This window comes from Rhodococcus ruber (assembly GCF_027270735.1).
GTDB classification, from domain to species: domain Bacteria; phylum Actinomycetota; class Actinomycetes; order Mycobacteriales; family Mycobacteriaceae; genus Rhodococcoides; species Rhodococcoides rubrum_A.
In genome coordinates this window covers 153,397-180,359 of record NZ_JAPWIJ010000007.1, presented here as the reverse complement: position 1 = coordinate 180,359, position 26,963 = coordinate 153,397, and the positions used below count along the sequence as shown (strand labels likewise).

General features: G+C 64.4%; 1 protein-coding gene. It reads right to left on the bottom strand.

Going from position 1 to position 26,963, the window contains the following annotated elements; all coding sequences use genetic code 11:
* Nucleotides 1–4 precede the first annotated feature (4 nt).
* On the bottom strand, nucleotides 5–26,773 hold the full coding sequence (locus O4220_RS17755) for a non-ribosomal peptide synthase/polyketide synthase (RefSeq protein ID WP_269606590.1): 26,769 nt from the start codon (nucleotides 26,771–26,773) through the stop codon (nucleotides 5–7).
* Nucleotides 26,774–26,963 lie beyond the last annotated feature (190 nt).

Genomic DNA, 26,963 nt, shown 5'->3' with positions numbered 1-26,963 from the left:
AACGTTATTCAGCTGTATTACCGAGATGAGAATCGACGATCGGCCCGATTACATCGGCCGCATCGGCATTTGTCATCTCGTTGTGGAAAACCTCGACGTCGTGGATGACGATATCCCCTGTCACGTACGGTCGCCATTCCTGCGGTGATCTGACAATTCCGTCGCTTGCACCCTTCGTTGCTGAAAAGAACAAAACATCTCCGTCGAAGACGTCCGGTACGAACTCGGCCATGATCTTTGTCGAATTCTCGAATCCTGCGTTGATTCTTCGCAGATGATCAGCAGTCACGCCGGTCGTCTGACCCAAGGATTCGTCGAGCAGTTCTACGCCCCTCTCGTAGGTCAGCGGCTTGGCCGACGGCTGCGCCGTCAGGTCGAGACCCAGTCCGCCGAGCAGATTTTCGACGCTCAACGCTCCGTCGGTGTTGTCGTCGTCGTGGCCGTCGACGTAGCTGTCCAGCAAAGCGAGTGTGCGAACTTCGCTGCCGGTGCTGCGCAATTCCACTGCGATCGCGTGAGCGAGCGAGCCGCCGAGCGACCAACCGAGCAGGTGGTACGGACCGACCGGCTGGACAGTGCGGATCTCGTCGGCGTACCGATGCGCGAGGTCGCGAATCGACCCGAACGTCGTACCTTCCACGATGCTCGGCAGCTGCAGGCCGTACACGGGACGGTCGTCGGTCAATTTCGAGACGATACCGGCGTATCCCCACGAGAGCCCGATTCCTGGGTGGACGCAGAACAGCGGTGCCTTCGATCCGGTACCACGCAGTGGAATCATCACCCCGAACACCGAATCGAGATCGGCACCCGCGGCATCGGCGTCGGACGCAACCCGCGCGGCCAGCCCAGCCGGTGTGGGGTCGACGAACAACGCTTGCAGCGGCACTCGTACTCCGATGGCACCTTCGATGGCCGGCACGATCTTCGTGGCCACCAGCGAGGTTCCGCCCAGTTCGAAGAAGTTGTCGTCCATGCCGACTCGCTCGACTCCGAGAACCTGAGCGAAGGCGTCGGCGATAGCAGCCTCCACGTCGGTACTCGGTGCTCGGTACGGAGTTGTCGAGACCGTCAGCTCCGGTATCGGCAATGCCCGACGGTCGAGCTTGCCCACAGGGGTGAGCGGAATGTCGTCGAGTTCGATGATCGCCGACGGAACCATGTGCGGCGGAAGCACTTTGGCGACTCGATCCCGGAGCGCCTCAGTGTCGACCGTTTCGCCGTCTGCCGCCAGGACATATGAGACGAGCACCGTGTCCCCGGACGCCGCGGTGTGTCCTATCGTGGCGGCGAATCCGACCTGTTCGGCCTCGGTAAGCGCGGAGTCGATCTCGCCGAGTTCGATACGGAAGCCGCGCACCTTGACCTGGAAGTCGCTGCGTCCGACGAATTCGACGGCACCGGTACTCCCCCAGCGCACCACGTCACCGGTTCGGTACATCCGCTCACCCGGAGTACCGAACGGGTCGGCTACGAACCGCTCGGCTGTGAGTCCGAATCGCCGTAGGTACCCGCGTGCAGTGCCCGGGCCGGCAATGTACAGCTCGCCCGAGACACCCGCCGGGACAGGTCGCAGGCGTGCGTCGAGCACCACGAACCGGAATCCGGTGCCTGGGCTGCCGACATCCACCGTGCCGCCGGGCACCAAAGGCCCACCGACACTCGCCTGAATGGTGGTCTCGGTCGGACCGTACCCGTTGAACATCTTGCGGCCGGGTGCCCACTTGGCCACCAGTTCCGGAGTGCAGGCCTCGCCGCCGACCGCAAGGACGCGGACAGTGCCGAGACGAGTCTCGTCGATCGAGGACAACGCCGCCGGAGTCAGGAATGCGTGCGTGACGTGTTCGGACTCGAGCAGGTCGGCAAGTTCGCTGCCGCCGAATGTACCCGGCGGCACGATCACGACCGTGGCGCCGACGCCGAATGCCATCGTCAGCTCGTACACCGACGCGTCGAAACTCGGCGAGGCGATGTGCGACACCCGAGAATCTCGGGTCGGTCGGAATCGCTCGATGACCTCGGCCTGCAGGTTGGCCATGCCTCGGTGCCGCACCGCCACGCCCTTCGGCCGACCCGTCGAACCCGATGTGTAGATCAGGTACGCCGGGTGGTCGAGGTGCAACGTCGCTGTGCGCTCCGAGTCGGTGACGGCGTCCACGGGGTAACGAGCCAGTTCCGAGGACGTCTCGGGATCGTCCAGGACAAGCCACGGCACGGTGTCGGGTAGCGAATCCCTACTGTCGACATCGGTCAATCCCATTGCAGCGCGCGAATCTTCGAGCATGTGCGCGATGCGATCGGACGGGTAGTTCGGGTCCACCGGCAAGAACGCTGCGCCGGTCTTGGCAACCGCCCACACCGACAGAACCGATTCGATCGACCGAGGCAGTGCCAGGGCGACGAACGTTTCCGGGCCGACGCCGTAGTCGATGAGCATCCGAGCAATTCGGTTGGACCAGCTGTCGAGATCTGCGTAGGACAGGCTCACGCCTCGATAGGTGACGGCGACCGCGTACGGGTCGAGTGCCACCGACGCGGCGAGCATTTCCGGCCATGTCCGTAGCGCGACGTCAACCGACCCGCGGGCCGGTGCCAAAGCCTGCCTCTCGTCGGCACCGAGAAGATCGATGTCCCCCACCGCGGTGAGTCGATCGTTCCCGACGGCGTCGAGTACACGAACCAGACGCGCCGCGATGGCGTCGACGGTGGCCGCATCGAACAGTGATGTGGCGTAATCGAACGCTGCCTCGAAGCCCGCCGGTCGCCCGTCGTCCCCGAAATTCTCGGACACCAGGAGTTGCAGGTCCTGCTTGGCCACGGGTACGTCGAAGTCGAAGCCCTCCACCCGCAGGTCGGGGAGCTCGAGCGACGCCTTCTCGTTGTTCTGGAACGACAGTGCCACCTGCGAAAGCGGAGCGTATGCCGTCGACCGGGTGGGATTGAGCACCTCGACGATGCGCTCGAACGGCATCTCGGTGTGATCGAAGGCATCGAGATCGTGTGCCTTCACCTGCGTGAGCAGATCCACGAACGAGGTGGAGTCGACAACCCGGCTGCGCAGCACCAAGGTGTTGACGAACATACCGACGAGGTCGTCCAGGCCCGCGTCACCGCGCCCTGCCACCGGGGTGGTGATCGCGATGTCGTCGGTGCCGCTCAGTCGTGCCAACACCACGGCGAACGCGGCGTGCAGAACCATGAACATACTGACGTTCTGCTCGCGGGTCAGCTCGACGAGTGCCTGATGTATCTCGGCGTCGACGGTGAATCGCACCCGGCCACCACGGAAATCCTGAGTGGTCGGACGAGGGCGATCGGTGGGCAACGGCAACAGATCCGGCAGGCCTGCGAGCGTTGTGGTCCAGTACTCCAACTGGGCCGCGGCGACGCTCGACTCGTCCTTTTCGTCGCCGAGCAGCGAACGCTGCCAGAGCGTGTAATCGGCGTACTGCACCGGTAGCGGCCGCCAATCCGGTGCGTGTCCTGCGCTGCGAGCCGAGTACGCGAGTACCACGTCGCGCGCCAGCGGTGCCATCGATGCGCCGTCGGCGGCAATGTGGTGCACCACCATGGCGAGGACGAAGACATGATCGTCCGTCGCTGCGCCGGTCGTGTCGAGCACCTGGAACAGTTCGACATGCACCGGAATCTCGGTGGTGACGTCGAACCCTCGACCCGCCAAGAGAGCCACGCGATCGGTCAGTACACCGGCATCGATCCGTTCGGGTTCGACCGTCGGTGCCACATCGCCGGCCGGATGCACCAGCTGTACCGGGAATTGCGGACCCTCGGGGAAGGTCGTACGCAGCGACTCGTGGCGTTCGAGAACGTCGACGACTGCGGCGGCCAGTGCCGCCGTGTCCAGCTGCCCGGTCAGTTTGACGACCAGCGGCACGTTGTATGCCGCCGACGAGGTGTCGAACCGGTTGATGAACCACATACGTTGCTGAGCGAGCGAGAGCGGAATGTGCTCGGGACGCTGAACTGCCACGAGGGCCGGCCGCTGTGTTCGGGTGTCCGCGGTACCGACCGCATTCGCCAGACCCGACACCGTGGGCGTCTCGAAGATCGTGCGAACGCCGATCGCAGTACCGAATTCGGCGTTGACTCGCGCGATCACTCGAGTTGCACTGAGCGAGTCGCCCCCCAGCTCGAAGAAGCTGTCGTCGGCACCGACTCGGTCGATGTCGAGGATCTCGGCGAACACCGCAGCGACGGTGAGCTCGGCAGGGGTGTTCGGCTCGCGGTAGGACGTGGCCGCGCCGAACTCCGGAATCGGCAGGGCAGCACGATCGAGCTTGCCCACGGGGGTGAGCGGAATGGTCTCGAGCACGACGATGGCGCTCGGAACCATGTGGGACGGCAGCGCAGCGGCGAGATGATCGCGCAGCACAGCGGTGTCGAAGGTGTCGACACCCTCCCCTGTGAGACGTACGTACGCAACGAGGACCGTGGCCCCCGAAGGCCCCGGCGTGCCGAAGGTCGCCGCAAAGTCCACCGCGGGATGCGCGGAGAGCGCAGCGTCGATTTCGCCGAGTTCGATGCGGAAGCCGCGAACCTTGACCTGGGAGTCGCTTCGACCGACGTACTCGATGGTCAGATCCGGTGACCACCGCACCACATCTCCGGTGCGATACATCCTCGAACCGGGTGCGCCGAACGGATCGGCGACGAATCGCTCTGCCGTCAGGCCCGTTCGGTCGTGGTAGCCGCGGGCCAGACCCACACCGGCGAGGTACAGCTCTCCTGCAACGCCGATCGGAACCGGCTGCAGCCGAGAATCCAGGACCACCTCGTGCACGCCGCGCACCGGCCCGCCGATCGACACCGGTTCGCCGGCGACCATCGGTGCACTGATGTTGGACATGATCGTGGCCTCGGTCGGTCCGTACCCGTTGTACAGATTGCGCCCGGGGGCCCACTTGCCGACCAGCTCGGCCGGGACGGCCTCGCCGCCGACGACGACATCGGCGAACGTGTCGAGACCGGTCGGGTCGACCGACGCGAGTGCAGACGGAGTGATGAATCCGTGAGTCACTGCCTCCGAGGCCAACAGCGCCGCGAGCTCCTCGCCGCCGTACACCGTCGGCGGCACGATCACCATCGTTGCTCCGACGCCGAACGCGAGCAGATATTCGAGCACGGAGGCATCGAAGCTCGGCGACGAAACGTGCAGCGTCCGTGAGTCCTTCGAGACGCCGTAGCGCTCGCGCTGCTCGGTCGCGAAGTTGTCGAGGCCGGAGTGCGTGACCACGACGCCCTTCGGAACGCCCGTCGAACCCGACGTGTAGATCGTGTACGCAGCACTGTCCAGGGTGACCCGGCCGTGCCGTTCACTGTCGGCTATCGGCTCGTCACCGACGCCGTTCGGGCCGTCCGCGGCGAGATCGTCCAGAATGATCCACGGCACGGTCGAAGGTAGGTCGTCGAGATGGGCACGGGTGGTGACGCCGAAACTGGCACCGGAGTCCGCCAGCATGTGCTCGATGCGATCGGCCGGGTAGTTCGGGTCGACCGGAACGAATGCTGCACCGGACTTGGCGACAGCCCACACTGTCAGAACGGACTCGATGGATCGCGCGATACCGAGCGCGACGAACGTCTCGGTGTGCACGCCGTGGCTCAGCAGAATCCGCGCGAGCTTGTTCGACCGTCGGTCCAGCTCCCGGTACGTCAGCTCTCCGTCCGCGCTGCGTAGTGCGATGGCGTCCGGATCGATCGCTGCGGCATCGGAGAAGATCTCCGGCAACAAACGCGTCGAGTGGCCCTCGATTCCGAATACCGGTGCAAGGGAGCCAAATTCGTCCTGATCAAGCAGGCGGAGTCGGGCCACAGGCTGCTGTTCGTCAGCCAGCACTGCGTCGAGCACCCGCTCGACTCGATCGACGATGGCGTCGACATCCTCGACGTCGAAGAGTTCAGGCAGGTACTTGGCTTTCAGATTCAGGCGCTCGTCGACGGACGAGACCAGAGTCAGAGGGTAGTGCGCGGCGTCGGTTCCCAGAATGTCGGTCACCTGCATACCAGCGAAATCCGTTGCCGCAGAGGCACCGGCCCGATCGACCGGATACGACTCGAACACTGTCAGCGTGTCGAATGCGACCCCGGCACCTGCCGCACGCTGGATGTCGGTCAGTCCGAGGTAGTGGTGGTCCAGCAACGACGCCTGCTCCGACTGAACACGATCGACCAGAGCGCCCAGCGTCTCGCCGGGATCGAGCGTGACCCGAACGGGCAGCGTGTTGATGAACAGCCCGATCATGCCTTCGATGCCCGGGACCTCAGGCGGACGTCCCGACACGGTGGCACCGAACACGACGTCGTCTCGACCGGTCAGTGTCGCGAGCACGACGCCCCACGCGGTCTGTACCAGTGTGTTGAGAGTCGACCCGCGCCGCGCCGCGAAATCGCGTAGGGCAGCGGTGGTCTCGATCGACAGCGAGCGCTCGGATTCGCGCGAGACGGTGGACAGTTGCCGCCCTCGATCGCCGGTGACCAGAAGAGTCGGCTCCTCGACGCCAGCCATCGCACTGACCCACTGCGCGGTGGAGATCGAGACGTCGCGTTGCCGCATCCATGCCAGGTAGTCCCGGTATGCAGGCACCCGCGGCAGCATCGAGTCGTCGGACTCGGTGACGTACAGCGTGATGAGCTCCTTGACGACCAGCGGTGTCGACCACCCGTCCAGCAGAATGTGGTGGTTGGTCAGCAGCAGTCGCCAGTGATCGTCGGCGAGGGTGATGAGCGTGAAGCGAAGCAGCGGCGCGGAGTCCATCTCGAACCGAACACCGCGATCGGCTTCGAGGACTGCTTCCAGTGCAGCCTCGACATCGGCTTCACCGCGCAGATCGATTTCGGCCCACGGAACCGTGACCGCACTCTGCACGATCTGCAGAGACTCGCCGGTGCTGTTGTGGACGAACGCTGCCCGCAGATTCGGATGACGCGAGACGAGCTTGTCGACCGCGGCGTGCATCCGCGCGGAATCGACGGTGCCACGCAACTCGAGGCCGAGTTGCACCATGTAGGCGTCGACGCCCGCAGTGTCGCTGCCGACCTCGCCCGCGAGGCGCGCGTGGAAGAGCAAGCCGGCCTGCAGCGGCGACATCGACCACACGTCGTCCAGGTCGGGGAATCTGTTCTCCAGTACCTCGATGGACCTCTGATCTATGTCGACCAGCTCGAGATCCGACGGGGTGAGACCACCCGCACCCTCGGCCGAGGCGTGCTCGGTGATCGAGGTGAGTGCCTGCGTCCAGAGCTCGATCAGCCGATCGACCTCGTCGGCACCGAGGATCCCGGCCGGGAACGCGAAGGTGGCGTCCAGCTGCGGGCCGTCGGGTGTCGATGTCGTGACGGCATTGATGTCCAACGCAGCAGGTACGGGCATGTCTGGGTTCTGTGCGTCGCCCAGTTCGGCGTCGGCCACAGGAATCCAGCCCACGTCTTCCATGCCCTCGGACGAACCGGTCGAGAAGCGCCCGAGGTAGTTGAAACTGACCTGGGGAGCGGCGTAATCGGCCAGAGCTTCGGTTGCCGCGGGATCGAGGTACCGCAGCATGCCGTAGCCGATACCGTGATCAGGGATCTCGAGCAGCTGCTCTTTGACGGCCTTGATCAGCGCGCCGGCGGAGTCTCCGCCGGACAACGCGTCGGCGATGTCGACGGAGCCGAGGTCGAGGCGCACCGGGAAGATCGTGGTGAACCAGCCGACGGTCCTGCCGAGATCGGCACCGGGTACAACGGCGTCCTCACGTCCGTGGCCCTCGAGTGTGATCAGAGCGCTACGAACGGCGTTTCCGCGTTCGCGACGCCATGCGGTCAGCGCCAGAGCCAATCCCGCCAACAGACCGTCGTTGACGCTGCCCCGGAAGACATTCGGCACAGTCGTGAGCAGTCGTTCGGTGACCTCGACGGGTAGCGAGGTCCGGATGCGCTGCACGGTCGCGTCGACATCCACTCGCTTGTCCAGTGGTCGCGAGCCGATGGTCGGATCTTCGCCGTCGAGGATGCGTTGCCAGAGCCCGAGCTCTCCGGTCCGGCTCGCGGTGACCTCGGTCAAACCGGTCGACCAGCGGCGCATCGACGTGCCGATCGCGTCCAATTCAGGCTCGTCGCCTCCGACGATCTGGCTCCACGCGGTCGCCAGATCCGGAACGATGATTCGCCAGGACACGCCGTCTATGACGAGGTGATGTGCGACGACGAGAAGTCGACCGGATCCGCCTGGACCCTGGAACCAGACCATCTGCACCATGACGCCGTCGGCAGGGACGAGTCGGTCTGCTGCGGCATCGAGTTCCGCCGCGGCGCGGGAAGAGAACTCGGAACCGTCGACCGAATCCACCGGGACTGCGTGGACGACGGACGCGGCGGACACCGAGCCGACCGAAGACACTTCCTCGCGCCACGTGCCGTCCGAGTCCTGGAACAGACGAGACCGCAGCATGTCGTGACGATCGAGCACGGCCTGAACTGTGCGCTCGAGCGTGGTGGTGTCGATACCGACCGGGAGCTGAAGCAGAGCGGTCTGGGTGTAGCGACCGAATTCGGTGCTGCGGTCCAACATCCACCGAACGACCGGTGTCAGGGGCAGCGGGCCGACTCCCCCGCCGTCGAGCTCTTCCAGTACGACTACATCGCCGCCGAGAACGACCACCTCGGCCAGCGCGGCCACGGTCTTGCGCTCGAAGATGTCACGTGGAGCCAGCACCAGGCCTGCCGCCTTGGCGCGGGAGACCAGCTGAATCGACATGATGCTGTCGCCGCCGAGTGCGAAGAACGAATCGTCGACGCCGACGGTGTCGAGTCCGAGCACGTCCGCGAACAGGCCGGCGAGAATGGACTCGACTTCTGTTGCAGGCAAGCGACTTTCGGTGACGTTGGCCGAGAAGTCCGGCGCCGGCAATGCGCGGCGATCGAGCTTGCCGTTGGCGGTGAGGGGCAGCTCGTCCAGCACGATGAGAGCGGCAGGCACCATGTAGGACGTCAGTGTGGTGCCCACGAAATCGAGAACGGCGGAGTGATCGAGGGTTCGACCGGATTCGGCTACGACGTAGCCGATCAGGCGGTCGCCGAATCCGTCGTCTCGTACCGAGACCACGGAGGCGGCGACACCGTCGAATGCGAGCAGAGCGCTTTCGATCTCACCGAGTTCGATGCGGAACCCGTGCAGCTGTACCTGCATGTCACTGCGGCCCAGATATTCGAGCGCCCCGTCGCGGTTCCATCGCGCCGTGTCACCGGTGCGGTACATCCGGTGTCCGGCCCGACCCGAGGGATCGGCCACGAAACGGGTTGCCGACAGACCGGCCCGTCCGAGGTAGCCGCGCGAGAGCTGTGCCCCGGAGACGTACATTTCGCCGGTCACGCCAGGTGGCACAGGGTTCAGACGCGCGTCGAGAACGGCAACGGTCAGTGCCGGGATCGCCTGACCGATGACGCTGGCGGAGGCCGAGGCGGCGAACTCCTCGGTCAGGGCGAGGTGGCTCACGTGGACCGTCGTCTCGGTGATGCCGTACATGTTCACCAGGGTCGGAGCGGATTCGTCGTGTCGGGCATACCAACGGCCCAACTGTCCGAGATCGAGTGCCTCACCGCCGAATATCACGTAACGCAGCGAGAGTTCTGCGGAATCGTCGGCAGCTCCCACGGCTGCGGTGGCAACCCTGTCGGCTTCCGCGAACTGGTAGAACGCCGTCGGTGTCTGGTTGAGCACCGTGACCTTCTCGCGCACCAGCAACTCGCGGAACAGCTCCGGCGAGCGTGCTGTGTAGTAATCGACGACGACAAGCGTTCCGCCGTGCAGCAACGGGCCCCACAGTTCCCACACCGAGAAGTCGAACGCGTACGAGTGGAACATCGTCCAGACATCGTGGTCGTCGAAGTCGAACAGATCCGCGGTGTTCGCAAACAGTGTCGCCACATTGCGGTGCGCGATCTGCACGCCCTTGGGACGGCCGGTACTACCCGAGGTGTAGATGACGTACGCGATCGAATCTGCACTGGTCCTGCCCGAGCGGTCCGCATCCGTCAGCGGAGTGCCGGAGACATCGTTCAGCTCCGCGATCAGTTCCGGCGCATCGACCAGGAGAACATCGACGTCGGAGGCCGGAACCGCAGTGCTGTCGGCCACGGTGGAGATGACGCAGACAGGCGAGGCGTCCTCCAGCATGAACGCGAGTCGGTCAGCCGGGTACGAGACGTCGATCGGCAGATACCCGCCTCCGGACTTGATCACGGCGAGCAGCGCCACGATCAGTTGCTCGACACGCGGCATTGCGACCGCAACGAGCGATTCGGACGTCACGCCGCGACCGATGAGAACCCGGGCCAGGCGGCTCGAACGGTCGTCCAGTTCGGCGTAGGTCATCGATCGATCGCCGAAGACGACGGCACGCGAATCCGGGAATCGTGCTGCAGCAGCGGCGAATCGGTCGGCCAAGGTCGCGTCGTCTGCCTCGAGACCCGAGTGGTTCCACCCGTGCGTCATCGCATCGAGTTCGCCGGTGATTAGCAGATCTATGTCGCCGACGGCCCTGTCCGGATCGGCAGTGACTGCATCGAGAACGGCACCGAAGCGTGCCGAGAACTCCTGGACGGACGATTCTTCGAACAAGTCGGCCGCGTACGTGATCGCCGCGGTCATGCCGGACGGCGCACCGGTCTCGTCGAAGTTCTCCGCAACGGTCAGCTGTAGATCGAACTTCGCCACGTGTGCGTCGATGTCCACGGCTCGGACGGTCAGGTCCGGCAGCTCGAGCGTCGCCGAGGTGTTGTTCTGGAATTCGAGAAGTACCTGGAACAGCGGCGAGTGGTCGGTCGAACGCGTCGGGTCGAGTACGTCGACCAACCGCTCGAACGGGACGTCGGTGTTGTCGAACGCAGCCAGATCGGCCGTGCGCGTGGCGCGGAGCAGGTCGGTGAACGAGAGGTGCGGTGCCACGTCGGTACGCAGAACGAGCGTACCCACGAACATGCCGACCAGATTGTCGAGTGCGGCGTTCCCTCGACCGGCGATCGGGGTACCGACTGCGATGTCCTCGGTGCCGCTCAGTCGGGCCATCAGGACCGACCATGCCGCGTGTACGGCCATGAAGACGGTTGCCTCGTTGGAGCGCGCGACGTCGACCAGTGTCGCATGGGTGTCGCGGTCGATCTCGAAGCGAACGCTGTTGCCACGCAACGACTGACGGGCCGGGCGAGGATGATCCAACGGCAGCGGGAGAACCTCTGGCAAGTCCGCCAGGGCGGACTTCCAGAAGTCCAGCTGTTGTGCGGCGAGTGACGACGGATCGGACTCGTCACCGAGAACATCGCGCTGCCATATCGCGAAGTCGGCGTACTGAACCTCGAGCGGTACCCACATCGGAGCTGTGGCTGCGGCACGGGCTCCGTACGCCACCATGACGTCTCGCGCCAGTGGTGCCATGGACGCGCCGTCGGCGGCGATGTGATGCACGACGATCGAGAGCACGAACTCGTCCGGTGCCAACCGGTACAGAACCGCGCGGAAGGGCAGCTCGGTCGAGACGTCGAATCCCTGTGCCGCTGCGGCCGAAATGGCCGCCACGACCTCGCCCGCGTCGAGATCGACAACGTCGAGCTCCGTCGATGCAGTCTGCACATCGAGAATGTTCTGTTCGGGTCGCTCCCCCCGGGTGGGGAACACCGTGCGCAGTGACTCGTGTCGTTCCAGAACGTCGCCGACGGCCGCGCTCATCGCAGCGATATCGAGACGACCGGTCAGACGAACCGCGAGCGGGATGTTGTACGCCGCCGACGTCACATCGAACTGGTTGATGAACCACATTCGTTGCTGAGCCAAGGACAACGGAATCGAACTCGGCCGCGGCTTCGCCACGAGCGCGGGGCGTCGAGCCGTACCGAGCGGATTGCTGTCCACGCGCTCCGCGAGCGACTCGACAGTGGGAGCCTCGAACAGGGCACGCACACTGATCGCAGTGTCGAGGGCAGTGTTGACTCGTGCGGTGAGCCTGGTGGCGCTGAGAGAGTCTCCGCCCAGATCGAAGAAGCTCGAATCGATACCGACCGAGTCGATTCCGAGCACCTCGCCGAATATCTCGGCGATGATGCGCTCCGTCGCGGTACGGGGAGCACGTGAATCACTTCCGAGATGGAGATCGGGAGCGGGCAATGCTTTTCGATCCAGCTTGCCGGCAGGGGTCAACGGAATCGACTCGAGCACGACGAACGCCGTCGGGATCATGTGCGTAGGAAGCGAACTCGAGACATGGGTCCGCAAGGCGGTGGCGTCGATCTGTCGACCCGGCCGCGGAAGAACGTAGGCGACCAGGATCGTGTTTCCCGTCGGACCGTCGATCCCGACAGTAGTGGCGAATTCGACCGTCGGATCGTCGGTCAGAACAGCGTCGATCTCGCCCAGTTCGATGCGGAACCCGCGGACCTTGACCTGGAAGTCGCTCCGCCCGACGTACTCGAGTGTCCCGGATTCGGTCCACCGCACGACATCTCCGGTGCGGTACATCCGCGCACCCGGCTCGGCGAAGGGATTCGCAACGAATCGGTCTGCTGTCAAACCGAATCGGGAATGGTAGCCCCGGGCAAGCGCCGGCCCGGCGAGATACAGCTCTCCCACAACTCCGACCGGAACGGGATGCAACCGTGCGTCGAGAACGACCTCGCTGAAACCGATTGTCGGCGAACCGATGTCGATGGAGGAATCGCCGTGTAGAGGATCGCTGATCGACGAGAAGATCGTCGCTTCGGTGGGTCCGTACGCATTGAACATCAGACGACCCGGCGCCCAGCGAGCAACCAACTCGGGCGGACAGACGTCGCCACCGGTGGCGACGACGCGCAGCTCGGTGAGGCCTTCGGGGTCCACGGAAGCCAGCGCTGCGGGCGTGACGAACGCGTGCGTCACGTGCTGCTCGGCGAGCAGTGCGGCCAGCTCGGTACCGCCGAAGACAGAGGTCGGTGCGATGACCATTGTTGCGGCACCGGAGAACACCATGACCAGTTCGAGGATGGAGGCGTCGAAGCTCGGCGAAGCGAAAGCCAGGACTCGAGCATCGGGAGTCACCTCGAATCGGCTTCGCTCCTCCTCTGCCAGGTTCGCGAGACCGCGATGGGTGACGGTGACGCCCTTGGGCACACCGGTCGAGCCCGACGTGTAGATCAGGTAGGCGACCTGATCTACGTGTATCGAACGCGTTCGCTCCTCGTCGCGCACCGGGGTGGTCGAGAGCCCGGCAAGCTCGGAAGCGGTGTCTTCCTGATCGAGGACGGTCCACCGGGCCGAGCCGAGACCGTCGAGCGCGGACACGTGCGTGGACAGTGTGAGGCCGATGGAGGCGTTCGAGTCGACCAGCATGTGCTCGACGCGATCGCGGGGGTAGCTCGGATCGATCGGCAGGAATGCCGCGCCGGTCTTGGCGACCGCCCAGATTCCGAGAACCGAATCGACGGAGCGCGGCAGAGCCAGGGCGACAACACTTTCCGGCCCGGCACCGCGGGCGATGAGTGCGCGGGCAAGAGCGGAGGACCGCGCGTCGAGCTCGGCGTAGTCGAGGCTGCCGTTCTCGCTCCACAGCGCGATGCCGTCGGTGTTCGTCGCCGCAGCATCGGTGAAGATCTCCGGGAGCAGACGAACACTCGACGACGCCGGGCCGTGAACCGGGGCCAGTCGAGCCAGTTCGTCCTCGGACAGCAGTGTCAGCGATCCGACCCGTCGATCGGTGTCGGTGGAAATGGCTTCCAGTACCCGGACGATTCTGTCGATCGTTGCTCTAACAACGCTGTGTTCGAACAATTCGGGCAGATACTTGGCCTCGATGTGCAATCGGTCGTCGACCATGGCGACCAGAGTGAGTGGATACTGCGCTGTGTCGCTGCCGTCGTGGACGTCGTGGACATGCATGCCGGCGAGGTCGGTCTCGGCCGACAGGCCGGCACGGTCCATCGGGTAGGACTCGAACACCGTCAGGGTGTCGAAGGCGACGGCCGGTCCCACGGCCCGCTGAATGTCGGTGAGGCCGAGGTAGTGGTGATCGAGCAGAGCGGCCTGCTCGGCCTGCACCCGATCGAGGTATTCACCGAGTGTCTCGGACGGATCGAGCACGATTCTGACCGGCAGAGTGTTGATGAACAAGCCGACCATCGACTCTATATCGGAGACCTCAGGCGGTCGTCCGGACACGGTCGCACCGAACACCACGTCGGAGCGTCCGGTCAAGGTGCCGAGGACCATTGCCCACGACGCCTGCACCATGGAATTCATCGTCACGCCGCGTGCTCGGGCGACGGCCCGCAGGCGGTCGGTCCGTGCGGTGTCCAACGAGATCAGCGCGCGGCCGGCCAACGTCGATTCCTGGCGCCGACTTTCGACCGGAGTCAGCAGTGTGGGCTCGGACAATCCGGCAAGCGCGTCGGTCCACGCCGCAGTTGCCGACGAGCGGTCACGTTTTGCGAGCCACGACAGGTAGTCGCGGTAGGCGGGGACGCGCGGGAGCACGGTCTCGTCGCCGTCGACCACGTACAGGGTCAGCAGGTCTTTGAGCAGCAGCGGCGTCGACCAACCGTCGAGCAAGATGTGATGGTTGGTCATCACCAGACGCCACTCGCCCGGAGCCATCGTGACGAGCATGAAGCGCAACAGCGGTGCCTGCGCCATGTTGAAACGGGTGGCCCGGTCCTCGTGTTCGATGCGTTCGAGCTCGGCTGCCCGGTCGTCGTCGTCCAGACCCGTGAGGTCGATCGACGACCACGGCACGTCCACCTCGTGGTGCACGATCTGGATCGACTCGCCGTCGGTGTTGTGTACGAAGGCGGTACGCAGGTTGGCGTGTCTACGCAGCAGGGCCTGCGCGGACCGTCGGAAGCGAGCTTCGTCGACGTCTCCGCGCAGTTCCAACACGAGTTGGACGATGTAGGCATCGACGGACTGATCCGACAGCTCGGCGTGGAACAGCAGACCGGCCTGCAGAGGCGTCATCGACCAGATGTCGTCCAGTGTCGGATAGACGCGTTCGAGATCGTCGATGGAGCTCTGGTCGAGCCGAACCAGCTCGAGATCGGACGGAGTGAAACCGCCGGCTCCGGGCCGCTGCGCAAGCAGAGTCAGCGCGGTGAGCGCCTGTCGCCACAGTTCGACCAGCTCTTCGACCTCGGCCGCGTCGAGCACGCCTGTCGGGAACGCGAAGGAGGCTTCCAATCGTGGGCCGGTCGGTGTCGCCGTGGTGACGGCGTTGATGTCCAGCACAGCGGCGACGGGTAGATCCTCGTCCTGCGAATCACCGACTCCGGAATCGTCGACCGGTAACCAGCCGTGCCCGCGAAGCTCGTCCGGAATGTCGGTGCTGTAGCGCCCGAGGTAATTGAAACTGACCTGGGGAGCCGGGAAGTCGCGAAGAGCAGCGGCACCCGTCTCGTCCAGGTATCGCACCATGCCGTAGCCGATGCCGTGATCCGGAACGGCCAGCAACTGCTCCTTGACGGACTTGATCAGGCGCGCTGCATCGGCACCGCCGGCAAGAGCGTCGTCGAGATCGATACCGTCGAGGGTCAATCTGAGCGGGTAGATGGTGGTGAACCAGCCGATGGTGCGGCCGAGGTCAGCACCGGGTACGACGTGGTCCTCGCGGCCGTGGCCCTCGAGGGAGATGAAAGCGTCGTCGACGACCACGCCGCGCCCTCGTCGCCAGACGGCGGTGGCGAGGGCGAGAGCGGCGAGAAGACCATCGTTGACGCTGCCGTGGAAGGCGTCGGGCAGTGCAGTCAGCAGTCCCTCGGTGACGTCGGTCGACAGAGTCGTCTCGATCTTGTCCACGGTCCGGTACACGTCGATCTCGCGATCGAGAGCACGCGATCCGATGAGCGGATCAGGTTGCGCCACAACAGATCGCCAGATCTCCAGCTCGTCGGCGCGGGTTGCGGTGACCTCACGCAAGCCGTGAGACCAACGGCGCATCGAGGTGCCGACCGGAGCCAGCTCCGGAGTGTTTCCGCCGATGATCTGAGCCCATGCCGACGCGAGATCCGGAACGAGAATTCGCCAGGACACGCCATCGATCACCAGGTGATGGGCGACAACGAGCAGACGGCTCCCCTCGGTGCCTGCGTCGAACCACACCATCTGGATCATGACGCCGGAATCAGGCGCCAAGCGGGACACTGCTGCCGCCGCTTCCGTCTTGGCCTGCTCCGAGAACTCCGGACCGTGCACTGTCGTCGACGAGACTCGGTGAACAACCGACTGCGCCGCCACCGATCCGACGGGAAGGACCTCCATCGCAGGGTTCTCACCGCGATGCAGTACACCGCGGAGCATGTCGTGGTGATCGAGAACCGTCTGGACAGTGGCTTCGAGAACGTCGAGTTCGATGTCCGCCGGAAGCGTCAGCACAGCGGTCTGGGTGTGTTTGTCGAGCACTGCCGTGCGATCGAGCATCCATGCCACGATCGGGGTCAGCGGTACGTCTCCGATACCGCCTCCCGGCAATTCCTCCAGCACCAATGGAGCAGTCCCGTCACCGGCTGCGACCACCTCTGCCAGTGCAGCAACAGTCTTGTGCTCGAACACATCTCGCGGCGAGAGAGCAAGACCTGCGGCCTTGGCGCGCGAGACCAACTGAATGGACATGATGCTGTCGCCGCCGAGCGCGAAGAACGAATCGTCGACGCCGACGCGGTCCAGCCGCAGGACCTCGGCGAACAATCCGGCCAACGTCTTCTCGACCGCGTTGTCGGCATCGCGGCCGCCCGTGGTGACCTGAGCGGACCAGTCCGGTTCGGGTAGTGCGTTTCGGTCGAGCTTGCCTGCCGGAGTCAACGGAATCGACTCGAGCATCACCAACGCCGACGGCACCATATGCGCCGGCAACACCGACCCCACATGCTCCCGCAACGCAGCCGCATCCAGAACCGTCCCAGCCACCGGCAACACATACGACACCAACACCGTCGCCCCAGCAGCAGACTCACGCCCGACAGTGACCACGAAATCGACACCCGACACCGCCGCCAACACCGAATCGATCTCACCCAACTCGATCCGGAAACCACGCACCTTCACCTGAAAATCGCTACGCCCCACATACTCCAACGCACCCGAAGCATTCCACCGCACCACATCACCGGTGCGATACATCCGCGAACCCGCACCACCGAACGGATTGGCCACGAACCGCTCCGCCGTCAAACCCAACCGCGCGTGATACCCACGAGCCAACGCCGGACCCGCCAGATACAACTCACCCACCACACCCACCGGCACCGGATTCAACCGCGCATCCAACACCACCTCCGCGAAACCGATCGTCGGAGAACCGATATCGACCGACTCCCCCACCACCAACGCCGACGAAATCGACGAGAAAATCGTCGCCTCCGTCGGACCGTACGCATTGAACATCCGCCGACCCGGCGCCCACCGCGCCACCAACTCCGGCGCACACACATCACCACCGGTGACCACAACCTCCACCGACTCCAACCCCACCGGATCCACCGACGCCAACGCCGCCGGCGTCACGAACGCATGCGAGACCCGCTCCTGCGCCAACAACGACGCCAACTCCACCCCACCGAACACCAACGGCGGAGCAATCACCATCGTCGACCCACCCGAGAACGCCAACACGAACTCGAGAATCGACGCATCGAAACTCGGCGACGCAAACGCCAACACCCGAGACGACGGACCCACACCGAACCGAACCCGCTCCTCAGCAGCCAAGTTCCCCACACCACGATGAGTGACCACCACACCCTTGGGCACACCAGTGGACCCCGACGTATAAATCAGATACGCCGCATCATCGAGACGCAACACACCCGAACGCTCGGCATCCAACACCGGAGCAGCCGACCGAAACGCCAGATCCGCCACCACATCCGGATCATCGAGCACCACCCACGACACCCCACCCACACCCGACACCGCACCCACATGAGCACCCAACGTCACACCCACCACAGCACCCGAATCGACCAACATGTGCTCGATCCGATCCACCGGATAATTCGGATCCACCGGCAAGAACGCACCACCGGCCTTCGCCACCGCCCACACCGCCACCACAGACTCCACCGACCGCGACAACGCCAACGCCACGAACGACCCCGGACCCACACCACACGACATCAACATCCGCGCCAACCGCGACGACGCCGCATCCAACTCACCATACGAAAGCACCCGCGAACCCGACACCACCGCAACACCACCGACACCAGCAACACCCACAGCACCAGCCAACAACTCCGGCAACACCACACCCACCACAGACCGCGGCCCACGAACCGGAGCCAGGGAGGCGTATTCGTCGTCCGACAGGATGTCGATGTCCCCGATCCGGACGGACGGGTCAGTCGTCACGACATCGAGGATTCGCGCGAGGCGATCGGCGAGGGCTCGGACCGTGTCGGCGTCGAACAGTTCTGTGGCGTAGCGGAAACCGGCACCGATGCCGACCGGTGCCCCGAACTTGTCGAACTCTTCCGAGACCGTCAACTGCAGGTCGAAATTGGAGATGTCGTTGGGCAGTTCGATGCCCTCGATCGACAGGCCGGGCAACGTCACCGTCGGTCGGTCGGTGTGCTGGAACTCGAGCATCACTTGGAACAACGGCGCATGCGCGGTCGATCTCGCGGGATCGACCGCATCGACCACGCGCTCGAACGGGATGTCCGAGTGCGTGAACGCCGCGAGGTCGGTAGCACGAACGTCCGAGAGGAAATCCTCGAATCGAGTGGAGCTCGGCACCTGAGTCCGCAGCACGAGCGTATTGACGAACATGCCGACGAGCTCGTCGAGCGCGGCATCCCCTCGACCCGAGATCGGCGTTCCCACGGAGATGTCCTCGGTGCCGGACAGCCGGGCGAGAAGTACGGCCAATGCGGCGTGGACGATCATGAACGAGCTCGAATTGTGTTCGGCAGCAACAGTTGCCAGCCGCGCGTGGACGGCAGCGTCGATCTCGAACGAGACCGAGTCGCCGCGCAGAGACGCCACCGCAGGGCGGGGGCGATCGGTGGGCAGCGGCAGAACCTCGGGGCTGCCGGACAGTGTGTCGACCCAGTAGGTCGATTGCTGTGCCATCAGCGACTCTGGATCGGACTCGGTGCCGAGGTATCGACGCTGCCACAGTGCGTAATCGGCGTACTGCACCGGCAATGGTTCCTGGCTCGGCGCATGCCCTGCTGCACGGGCGCTGTACGCCACCATCAGATCGCGGGCCAACGGTGCGCTGGAGAAGCCGTCGGACGAGATGTGGTGCACCACCATGACGAGTACGTGCTCGTTCTCGCGCTCCCGGATCAATCGGACGCGCAACGGAACGTCCGCCACCACGTCGAAGCCCGAGCCGGCGACATCGCCGATCAGTTCGTGCACATGCCGCTCGTCGTCCGCGGTGATCGGAGTCAGATCCGGCAGTGCAGACGCCACGTCGAGAATCGACTGCACAGGGCCGTCGTCGGACAGCGGGAACATCGTGCGAAGAGACTCGTGCCGGGTCAGGACATCACCGATGGCCGATCGCATCGCATCGACGTCGAGGGCACCGCTCAGCCGCATGGCGAAGGCGACGTTGTAGGCAGCCGACTCGGTGTCGTACTGATTGATGAACCACATTCGTTGCTGCGCCAGTGACAGCGGTACGACGTCCGGGCGCTCCTGCGGAACCAGTCGCGGAGCTGCCTCGGCATCGTGTTCGCGGATGTCGATGCCCGCGGACAACGCGCGCACGGTGGGCGCGTCGAACAGATCCCGGATCCCGATGTTGCTTCCGAGCGCGGCGTTGACCCGCGCTACCAGACGCATCGCGATCAGCGAGTTGCCACCGATCTCGAAGAAGCTCGACGTGACGCCCACCTGAGAAATGCCGAGCAGGTCAGCAAAGATGCCGGCCACGATTTCTTCGACGGGATTCTCGGGACCGACGAATTCCGATGCCGCGACGGTGAACTCGGGTGCAGGCAGTGCCTTTCGATCGAGCTTTCCGCTGGCGTTGACCGGCAGCGAATCGAGCACCACCACGTGCGAGGGCACCATGTAGGCCGGAAGCCGCCGCGCGGCCTCGGCCGTCAGATCGGTGGGGTCGACGGCAGCACCGTGTGCGCCCACCACGTACGCGACCAGTGTCTCGCCGGTGTTCGGATCCTTGTGCACCAATGCGATCGCCTGGGCGACCGACTCGGATCGCAGGAGGACGGCTTCGATCTCGGGCAGCTCGATGCGCAGGCCGCGCAACTTGACCTGAAAATCGGTACGGCCGATGTACTCGAGCTCACCGTCCGCGCGCCAGCGAACCAGATCGCCTGTGCGGTAGAGCCGCTCGCCCGGTTCCCCGAACGGGTCGGCGACGAAGCGATCTGCCGTCAGATCGCCGCGGCCGACATAACCGCGTGCGAGTTGGACACCGGCGAGATACAGCTCGCCGGGTGCGCCGATCGGTGCCAGCCGCAACGACGCGTCGAGAACGTACAACCGGGTGTTCCACACCGGTGCGCCGATGGGGATGGAAACCGGATCCCGTCCGGTCACGTGGTAGTAACTGACGTCGACTGCAGCTTCGGTCGGACCGTAGAGATTGTGCAACTCCGCGAGGGAGAACTGAGCGAACTGTGCCGCAGTGGCAGGCGGAAGTGCTTCGCCACTGCAGAAGACCAGCCGCAGCGATACGCACTCGGCGGCCCGGGCACCGGCAGCGAACACCGCGAGCATCGACGGTACGAAGTGCACGGTGGTGACGTGCTCGTCAGCGATGATGCGGGAGAGATACGCGGGGTCGCGGTGTCCGTCAGGCTCTGCCACGACGAGTTTGGCGCCCACCTGAAGCGGCCAGAAGAATTCCCATACCGAGACGTCGAAGGTGGCGGGCGTCTTCTGCAGAACGGTGTCGGCGGGCTCGAGACGATACTCGTGCTGCATCCACAGCAGGCGGTTCACGATGGCGGAGTGCGTGACTGCCACGCCCTTGGGCCGGCCGGTGGAACCGGAGGTGTAGATCACGTAAGCGGTGTTCGAACCACTCAGGCTGCCCAGTCGGTCGGCATCGGTGATCGAGGAGTGATCGCGATCCGATACGTCCAACAAATCGACGGCGAGAACCGGAGTTGCCACCGGAATGTTGATCCAGTCGCGGCTCGTGGTGAGAATGCACACCGGTTGAGCACTCGACAGCACGTAGGACGAGCGTTCGACCGGATGGTCCGGGTCGATCGGAACATACGCACCACCGGCCTTGACGATGGCGTACATGCCCACGAGCAGGTCGATCGATCGTCGCATTGCCAGGCCGACGTGGGCTTCGGGTGCCACGCCGAGCGAGATGAGGTGCCGGGCGAGCTGATTGGCACGCTCGTCCAATTCGAGATACGTGATGTGCTCGTCCTCGAACACCAGCGCGGTCGAGTACGGACTGCGGAGCACCTGCCGGTCGAACAAGCTGCTCAGCGTGACACCGATATCCCCCGCCGGGATCTGCTGGTGGACCGAGGACGATTCGATCAATCGTGCGGTGTCGTTCCACTCGAACAGAACGAGTTCCCGTTCTGCAGCGGAGAGAATGTCGATGTCGCCGGTTCGGACGTCCGTCGACGTGCCGATGGTGGAGACGATTCGCAGGAAGCGGTCGACGAACCGATCGATGGTGTCGGGATCGAACAGATCTGTGGCGTAGGTGAAGGCAGCCGACAACGCGCCGGACTCGTCGGCGGGGTTCTGATCGACGCGGAGTTGCAGATCGAACTTCGCCGTGTCGGTGCTGATTTCCTCGAACTCGACGGTGAGATCGGGCAATTCCAGCGTGGCCGAGGCGTTGTTCTGGAATTCGAGGAGAACCTGGAACAGCGGTGAATGATCGGTCGATCTCGCCGGATCGAGCACATCGACGAGTCGCTCGAACGGAATGTCGGTGTTGTCGAAGGCAGCAAGATCGGAACGTCGGGTAGCGGCCAACAATTCGCCGAAAGTTGCATGCGGCTCGACCTGTGTCCGCAGCACGAGCGTGCCGACGAACATACCGACGAGATCGTCGAGTGCTGCATCCCCTCGACCGGCGATCGGGGTTCCGATAGCAATGTCGCGGGTGCCGCTCAACCGCGCGAGCAGCAAGGCAAGTGCGGAGTGGACCACCATGAAGAGCGTCGACTCGTGTTCGGTCGCAACCGAGGACAATCGAGCGGCGACATCGGCGGGAATGGTGAACGGGGTGACGCTGCCGCGCATCGACTGCCGAATGGGCCGTGGTCGATCGAGCGGCATCGGCAACACGTCGGGCAGATCTGCCAGTGCCGATTGCCAGAATTCGATCTGCCGCGACGCCACGGATGTGGGGTCGTTCTCGTTGCCGAGGACGGCATGTTGCCACAGGGCGAAGTCCGCGTACTGCACGGCCAGGGGATCCCACGTCGGAGCCGATCCGGCAGACCGGGCGCCGTAGGCGACCATGACGTCGCGCGCCAGCGGTGCCATCGAGGCACCGTCAGCAGCGATGTGATGTACCACGATGGCGAGCACGAAACTCTCCGCGCCGGTCCGATAGAGCACGGCTCGGAATGGGAGATCGACCGTGACGTCGAATCCTGTTGTGGCAGAGCTCCGGACGAGTGCGTCGACCGACGCGGCGTCGACCTCGACGAAGTCGAGTGGGAGGTTGGTGCCGGTGACGTCCTCGACCGGGGTGATGACCTGGTTCGGCAGATCGCCCACCGTGGGAAAGACCGTCCGGAGAGACTCGTGCCGCGACAGAACGTCGCCGATTGCCGCGGACATCGCAGTGACGTCCAGGCGACCCGTCAACCGGACGGTGAGTGGAATGTTGTAGGCGGGCGACGCCACATCGAACTGGTTGATGAACCACATTCGCTGCTGTGCGAGAGAGAGCGGAACGGACTCGGGCCGGTCGAGCGCAACGAGTGCCGGACGGCGATGCAACGAGGCACCCTTTGCCTCCGCACGTTCTGCCAGGGCCCGCACCGTCGGTGCCTCGAACAGGTCGAGAACTTTCAGATCGGTTCCGAGGGCAGAATTGGCTCGCGCGATCAATCGGGTTGCCACCAGCGAGTTTCCACCGAGATCGAAGAAGCTGTCGGTCACTCCGACCCGATCGACCTCGAGAACGTCGCAGAAGACCGCTGCTACAGCGGCTTCGTACTCCGTCTGCGCCGCTTCGAACGCACTCTGCGATCCGAGTTCCGGTTCGGGTAGTGCGTTTCGGTCGAGCTTGCCTGCCGGAGTCAACGGAATCGACTCGAGCATCACCAACGCCGACGGCACCATATGCGCCGGCAACACCGACCCCACATGCTCCCGCAACGCAGCCGCATCCAGAACCGTCCCAGCCACCGGCAACACATACGACACCAACACCGTCGCCCCAGCAGCAGACTCACGCCCGACAGTGACCACGAAATCGACACCCGACACCGCCGCCAACACCGAATCGATCTCACCCAACTCGATCCGGAAACCACGCACCTTCACCTGAAAATCGCTACGCCCCACATACTCCAACGCACCCGAAGCATTCCACCGCACCACATCACCGGTGCGATACATCCGCGAACCCGCACCACCGAACGGATTGGCCACGAACCGCTCCGCCGTCAAACCCAACCGCGCGTGATACCCACGAGCCAACGCCGGACCCGCCAGATACAACTCACCCACCACACCCACCGGCACCGGATTCAACCGCGCATCCAACACCACCTCCGCGAAACCGATCGTCGGAGAACCGATATCGACCGACTCCCCCACCACCAACGCCGACGAAATCGACGAGAAAATCGTCGCCTCCGTCGGACCGTACGCATTGAACATCCGCCGACCCGGCGCCCACCGCGCCACCAACTCCGGCGCACACACATCACCACCGGTGACCACAACCTCCACCGACTCCAACCCCACCGGATCCACCGACGCCAACGCCGCCGGCGTCACGAACGCATGCGAGACCCGCTCCTGCGCCAACAACGACGCCAACTCCACCCCACCGAACACCAACGGCGGAGCAATCACCATCGTCGACCCACCCGAGAACGCCAACACGAACTCGAGAATCGACGCATCGAAACTCGGCGACGCAAACGCCAACACCCGAGACGACGGACCCACACCGAACCGAACCCGCTCCTCAGCAGCCAAGTTCCCCACACCACGATGAGTGACCACCACACCCTTGGGCACACCAGTGGACCCCGACGTATAAATCAGATACGCCGCATCATCGAGACGCAACACACCCGAACGCTCGGCATCCAACACCGGAGCAGCCGACCGAAACGCCAGATCCGCCACCACATCCGGATCATCGAGCACCACCCACGACACCCCACCCACACCCGACACCGCACCCACATGAGCACCCAACGTCACACCCACCACAGCACCCGAATCGACCAACATGTGCTCGATCCGATCCACCGGATAATTCGGATCCACCGGCAAGAACGCACCACCGGCCTTCGCCACCGCCCACACCGCCACCACAGACTCCACCGACCGCGACAACGCCAACGCCACGAACGACCCCGGACCCACACCACACGACATCAACATCCGCGCCAACCGCGACGACGCCGCATCCAACTCACCATACGAAAGCACCCGCGAACCCGACACCACCGCAACACCACCGACACCAGCAACACCCACAGCACCAGCCAACAACTCCGGCAACACCACACCCACCACAGACCGCGGCCCACGAACCGGAGCCAGTCGAGCACGCTCGGCCGTGGACAGCATGTCCACATCACCGATCAACACGTCGGGTGCACCCGTGAGCGCGTCGAGGATTCGTACCACGCGGCGGCCGAACTGCGACATGCTCCCGGCGTCGAACAGTTCTGTGGCGTAATCGAAAACGACACTCACCGAATCGGATTCGTCGACGGTGACGACAAGATCCATATCGATTCCGTCGTGAGGCAGAGCCGCGGGACCGAATCGAAGCGCAATCTGAGCCAACGGGCTGTGCGAGCCGGACCGGGACAGACCCAGGGCGTCGACGACGTCGTCGAACGACACGTCACCGTGTGCGAAAGCAGCATCGAAATCGAGACTGGACGCAGCAACGAAGTCGCCGAAGGACTGCCGTCCGTCCGGGTTGGTCCGCAGAACGACGGTTTCTCCGCTGTCGGCGGGCACGGCAATCGAGACGTCGTCGGTGCTGGCCAGACGCGAAAGAAGCACGGCGAGAACAGATTCGAATACCACGAACGGTGTTGTCCCGCGGTCGGCAGCCAGTTCTTCGACTGCTGCCCAGGACGTGGATCCGAGAGTGATCTCGTGCGATGCACGAACGTGGCCGATACGTGAAGGGCGGACGCGATCGCTCGGGATGCCGCTCAGGTCGGGAGAGTCGGAGAGTCGATCGGTCCAGTAGGCGAGCTGAGCGGAGACGCGTCGGCGTCGTCGGCCTTCGCGGGCACTGTCCGGATGTACCTCGGCGACAACGACATCGGGTCCGGCCGCGATGAAAGCTTCTGCCATATCCACGAAACTCGAGTGGTGCGCAGTGAGATCGTCGTCGTCGTACCGGTTCGGGTTGGCCCTGAAGTCGACGAATGTTCTTGCTGGTGAACCACTCTGGTACACGTTGACCAGAAGGTCCTCCACCGGCCCCGACGTGACGATGTTGAACTCGCCGACGATCGAACCGAGGTTGATCTGCTGGTGGAACAGCATCATGTTGACCATCGGCCCGGTGAGCTGTTTGTCGCTTCCCGTGGCTGCCAGTTCGCGCCGGATGTCCTCGATGCTGAACCGCTGGTGCCGAAGAGCGCCCATCAATTCGAGCTGGACCTGCTGGACCAGTTCACCGACGGTGGCGTCCTCTCGGACGTGCATCGGAATCGGCGCGACGTTGACCAGCATTCCGCCGGATCGGCGGAGCAGCGCCGTGGTTCGAGCGGACACCGGAATATTGACCAGTACGTCGTCTCGTCCGGTCATTCGAGAGAGGTAGCAGCCGAACGCGGCGATGAACACCGCGGCTGCGGTTCCGCCCTTGGTGGAATCGGACCCTTCGAGAGCGGTCACGACATCCGCGGGCAGAGCGATGCTGCGCAGCTTGCTGGCGGCGATCGTGCGGCCGTCCGTGTTCGACAGAGTTGCGCCGTCGTGGATGTCGGCGGCGCGGGCGACCCAGTATTCCTTGTCGGACTCGAAGCGTGTCGACGTCCGATAGTCCTGGTCGAGCTCGTACAGACGGCGAAGTTCGGCCGCCTTGTTGGGCTCGGGTTCGGAGTGCTCGACGGCGGCTGTGTACAGCGCAGCGGTGCGGTTGACGAGCGTCATGGCACCGTAGCCGTCGAGTGCTACGTGGTGGATCTTGCTGTACCAGAGGTTGCGCTCGTCCTCGACCTGAATGATCCAGCTATCGACCAGCGGATCGTTCTCCATGTCGACCGGCTGCACATAGTTGTGGTCGATCCACTGCAGCGCCGAGGACATCGGATCGTCCTCGCCGCGAAGGTCCAGATAGTGCACGGATTGGTCGATCGAATGATCGACAACCTGAACGGCCTCTCCGTCGACTTCGGCCAGACGGAGGTAGGCGGACTGGAACTCGTGTCCGGCCCGAGCCGACGCTTCCTGCAGGACTGCTATGTCCAGGTTGCCCCGTAGGTCCACGTACTGGGCGATGCACACTGCAACGTCAGGGGCGAGTTGCTGAGCAAACCACATTCCCCGCTGGGCGGACGACAGTGGGAAGCCGTTCTCGAAACCGGTGCCGGTCGGGGGCGTCTGAGACCCGCCGGTTGTTGTTGCACGCATTCACTTGCCTTTCGGCGGCACGGTCGCGGTGGTGAAGTTCGATGCCGAATCGATCGGTCCGGAAGTTTCGATCCGTTTCGGGGTGTCGAGCCGCGGCGGCTTGTGCGCGCGATTGAGCAATTCTGGCTTCCGTTCTGGTCTGCGTTCGTGTCTGTTCACACACGCCCGGTGTTCTGGCAGGGCTCGTATT